General features: G+C 26.2%; 4 protein-coding genes. All 4 read left to right on the top strand.

Going from position 1 to position 4,349, the window contains the following annotated elements; genetic code table 11:
* Positions 1–529: CheR family methyltransferase (locus ACIQ56_RS14990; RefSeq protein ID WP_397601852.1), on the top strand; the 529-nt coding region annotated here is incomplete at its 5' end.
* 49 nt (positions 530–578) lie between these two features.
* On the top strand, positions 579–3,428 hold the full coding sequence (locus tag ACIQ56_RS14985; RefSeq protein ID WP_397601851.1) for an ATP-binding protein: 2,850 nt from the start codon (positions 579–581) through the stop codon (positions 3,426–3,428).
* A gap of 279 nt (positions 3,429–3,707) precedes the next feature.
* Positions 3,708–3,920: a transposase gene (locus ACIQ56_RS14980; protein ID WP_397601850.1), complete on the top strand. Its 213-nt coding sequence runs from the start codon at positions 3,708–3,710 to the stop codon at positions 3,918–3,920.
* Positions 3,921–4,057: 137 nt separating this feature from the next.
* Positions 4,058–4,342 (top strand): IS3 family transposase, encoded by a 285-nt coding sequence (locus tag ACIQ56_RS14975; RefSeq protein ID WP_397601849.1) that lies wholly within the window; start codon positions 4,058–4,060, stop codon positions 4,340–4,342.
* The last annotated feature ends 7 nt before the right edge of the window (positions 4,343–4,349 follow it).

Raw genomic sequence — 4,349 nt, 5'->3', positions numbered from 1 at the left:
TGAAAAAGAAAAAAGAAATGAAATTCGAGTTTGGTGTGCGGCTGCAAGTAGCGGAGAAGAACCTTATACAATTCTTATGACAATCTTAGAATATTTAGGTAATTACCCAAAACTAAATATAAAAATGCAAGCCACAGATCTAAATACGCAAGTGTTAGAAAAAGCAAAATTAGGAATATATAGACCAGAAATTTCTGAAAATATCACCCCTGATCTTTTACTTAAATATTTTGACAAAAATTTAAATACTCAATATTATCAAGTAAAAGAAAAATTTAGAAACATGATTGAATTTACTAAATTTAATTTAAGAAATGAAACATATTCTTTTCCGTATAAATTTGACGTTATTTTTTGTCGCAATGTAATGATTTATTTTACTCAAGATTTAGTGGAACAGACAATTTTAAAACTCTCTAGTTGTCTTTCTAAAAAAGGGTATTTATTTATTGGTCATTCCGAAGCTATGATTGGCGATAAACATAAATTAAAATCGGTTATTCCTGCAGTATATCAGCATATGACTTAAATAAATTATAAATATTCCGATAAATATAAAAATTATTTAGGGATATTTCATGAAATTTGCTTGTAATTGTATAAATGAAAAAGAAAGATTAAATACACTACATAATTATTTTATTCTAGATACAGAAAATGAAGAAATATTTGATGACATTACTTTATTAGCTTCTTCCATTTGTAAAACTTCTATATCTCTAATTAGTTTAGTGGACAAAAATAGGCAATGGTTTAAGTCTAAACAAGGTTTAAGTGCTGAAGAAACTTCAAGAAAAATCTCATTTTGTGGTCATGCCATTCATCAAAAAGAAATCTTAGAAATACAAGATGCTAAAAAAGACAAACGATTTTTTGATAACCCGTTAGTAGTTGGAGCCCCATTTATTCGATTTTATGCAGGGGCCCCATTAATTTCTTCAAATGGAAATGTGATAGGAACATTATGTGTAATAGATCAAAAACCCAAGAAATTAACGAAAGAGCAAAAAAAGTATCTTGAAAAACTTTCAAAGCAAGTCATGAGAATTTTAGATTTACGAATTGAAAATAATAACTATTATAAATTAAAAAATCACTTTAATACCATATTTGATAATATGAATAATGCTTTTTTAGTTCATGATGAAAAAGGAGAAATTAATAAATTTAATAAAACAGCTTTAGATATTTTAAAATTAAAATCTAAAGAACTATTAAATTCTAATTTATTTTTAGATCAATTTGAAATTCTAAATGAAATTGGAAAAAAAATTAATAAATCAAATTTTCCTTCTAATATTTCTTTAGAAAATGGAGAGTGTTTAAAAAATATTGTGATAGGGCTTAAAAATAAGAAAAAAGAAATCATTTGGCTTCGTATTAATACAACTGTTATTTCTTACCAAAAAAGTACAAAAATACTTTTTGTAATTACTGAATTCACTAATATAACTGAAAATAAAATTTTATCCGATAATGTAAAAAAAATTCAATTAGAAATATTAGAAAAAAGAATATTTTTAGATATTATTTTACAAAATATTCCATCTGCTATTATTGTGAAAGATGTAAAAAATGATTTTAGAAATTTAATTTGGAGTAAAGGAGCAGAAGAAATTTTAATGCGTTCTGCTGAAGAAGCAATTGGAAAAAATGTCTATGATCATTATCCTAAAGAAATTGCAGATAAATATCATAAATGGGATTTACAAGTAATTAAAAATGAAACGATTCTTAAAATAGAAGCTGCAGAAACCATAGTGCCCCATAAAGGAAAAATATTAGTTCAGACAAGTAAAATTCCAATTAAAACCAATTCAAATGAAGGTTATCGATATTTATTAACTGTTTTAGATGATATTACAGAATTATATAAAAACAAAGAAGAAGCACAAGCTGCAGCAAAAGCCAAGTCCGAGTTTTTAGCGAATATAAGTCATGAAATTAGAACACCTATGAATGGAATTATTGGAATGTGTGATTTATTATTAGATAATAATCCATTACCAAATCAAATTGAAAAATTAAAGATAATTCAAAATTGTGGCAACATTTTATTAAACTTAGTAAATGATGTTTTGGATTTTTCAAAACTCGAAGCAGGAAAGTTAATTTTAGAAAAAATACCATTTAATTTAAATAAAAGTTGCTTTGAAATTGTAGAGTTATTAAATAATCAAGCTTCTGCAAAAGGTCTTGTTTTATCTTATAGTCATGACCCTTTGACACCAGAATGGATCTTGAGTTCTCCTAATCAATTTAGACAAATATTATTGAATTTAGTTACGAATGCAATTAAGTTTACAGAAAGAGGATATGTTAAAATTTGCTCAAAATTAATTGATGAAAAGGAAAATGAATTAAAATTTCAAATTTCTGTAGAAGATTCAGGATTAGGAATTTCAATAGAAAATCAAAGTAAATTATTTCAAAATTTTTCACAAGTAGATGCTTCTACGACAAGAGTTTATGGAGGAACTGGACTCGGACTTGCAATTTGTAAGGCACTTTGCGAATTAATGGGTGGTACCATTGGGCTAGAAAGCAAAATAAATAAAGGATCTGTATTTTCCTTTAGTTTTATGGCTCAAAAGTTAGATGAAAACCAAAAAATGAATTTAAATAAATCGCCATTCATTATTGATGTTCATTTAGAAAAAAAATATCCATTAAGTATTTTAGTTGTTGAAGATAATAAAATTAATTATCAAGTAATTAATGGGATACTCGAAAAGTTTGGATATAGACCCGATTTGGCTACAAATGGTATTCTTGCTTTAGAAAAAATCGATACAAAAAAATATGATCTTATTTTTATGGATAGCCATATGCCAGATCTTGATGGATTTGAGACAACAAAATTAATTATTAAAAAATATGAAAAATTAAAAAAGAAAAGACCTCGTATTATCGCTTTAACAGCAAGTTCTATGAAAGAAGATAAGGATCACTGTCTTTCGATTGGTATGGATGGTTTTATAAGTAAACCAATCTTAATTGAATCTCTTGTTCAGCAGATTGAAAATTGTTATTTAAACATCGAAAAGGAATCAATATTAAGTTCAAAAAATGAAAATTCTAAATTATCTTTTAATTTAAAGAATTTTTTATCAAATTTTCAAGGAATAGAAGATTTAACTTATATCACTATAGGAAATTTTTTAAAACTATTACCAAACTATAAAAATAAAATAAGTCTTGCAATTAAAAATAAAAATGCGTTTGATATTGAATATGCTGCTCATAACTTCAAAGGAGCTTTGTTATATATAAATGCAGAAAAATCTCTATTTATTGTGGAAGAAATTGAAAAAATGGGACGTGAAAACAAAATCGATTTAGCAATTCACTTATATGAAGAATTACTGCATGAGTTAGATAATTTAATGAATGAATTAATAAATTATAATCAAAAGAAAGAAATTTAATTTTTGGTATTCTATTTAAATTAAAAGAAAAACTAAAAATTATATGCATCTGAAGTCATTTCATAATTCTCAACAGAATCTTTAGGATTACAATTTTAGAAATAATTTTTCTTTTCCAACTCCTTATTTAATGCAACATCTTAGTCTTTGGCTTCATTTTATGTTAATAGGTAAAGGCTCTCTTCTTAGTGAAGGATTATCTGAGTTAAAAATATTGAAGTTGAACCCATTTAGTTGACAATCTGGTATAGATATTTTTGTTATAGGAAGGATTGTCAAATGAAGAACAACAAAAAAGTATTTTCTGAAGAATTCAAGAGAAATGCAGTAAATCTCTCTGCCAACAGTGAGAAATCAATGGGTGAAATTGCCAATGATTTAGGTATTGGCTTTTCAACTCTTTCTAAATGGCACTCTGATTGCTCCCCAAACAATGTTTCTCAATCAGAAATCTTAAAAAAAACTAGAGATCCTGATTATTTAAAGCTATAAAGAGAAAATGAACGCCTTAAAATGGAAATTGAAATTTTAAAAAAGGCCACAGCCTTCTTTGTGAAAGAAAATTACTAAGGTATCGGTTTATCGAAACTGAGAAAGCAATTTATCCTATTATTATCCTTTGTTCTGTTATGAAAGTATCTAGACAAGGTTATTACAAATGGCGGTCCTTAAAAGCAAATCCCAGGTCCCTAAAAGCGGATGAAATGAAAAATATCATATCAAAAATTCATATCAATTCTAGAAAGAGTTATGGCAGGAGAAAAATTTATAAAGATTGCATTAATCAGGGTATTAAATGTGGAAAAAATAAAGTTGGCAGAATAATGAAACAAATGGAAATACGAGGAAGAGGAAAGAAAAAATTCGTTAAACAACAGATTCTAACCACAATAGAAGGGTTTTTCCAAATTTAATTACCCA

Origin of the sequence: Silvanigrella sp., from assembly GCF_044369315.1 — a bacterium.
GTDB lineage: Bacteria > Bdellovibrionota_B > Oligoflexia > Silvanigrellales > Silvanigrellaceae > Silvanigrella.
The sequence above is the reverse complement of the archived record's forward strand: the minus strand, read 5'-3'. Positions and strand labels throughout refer to the sequence as shown.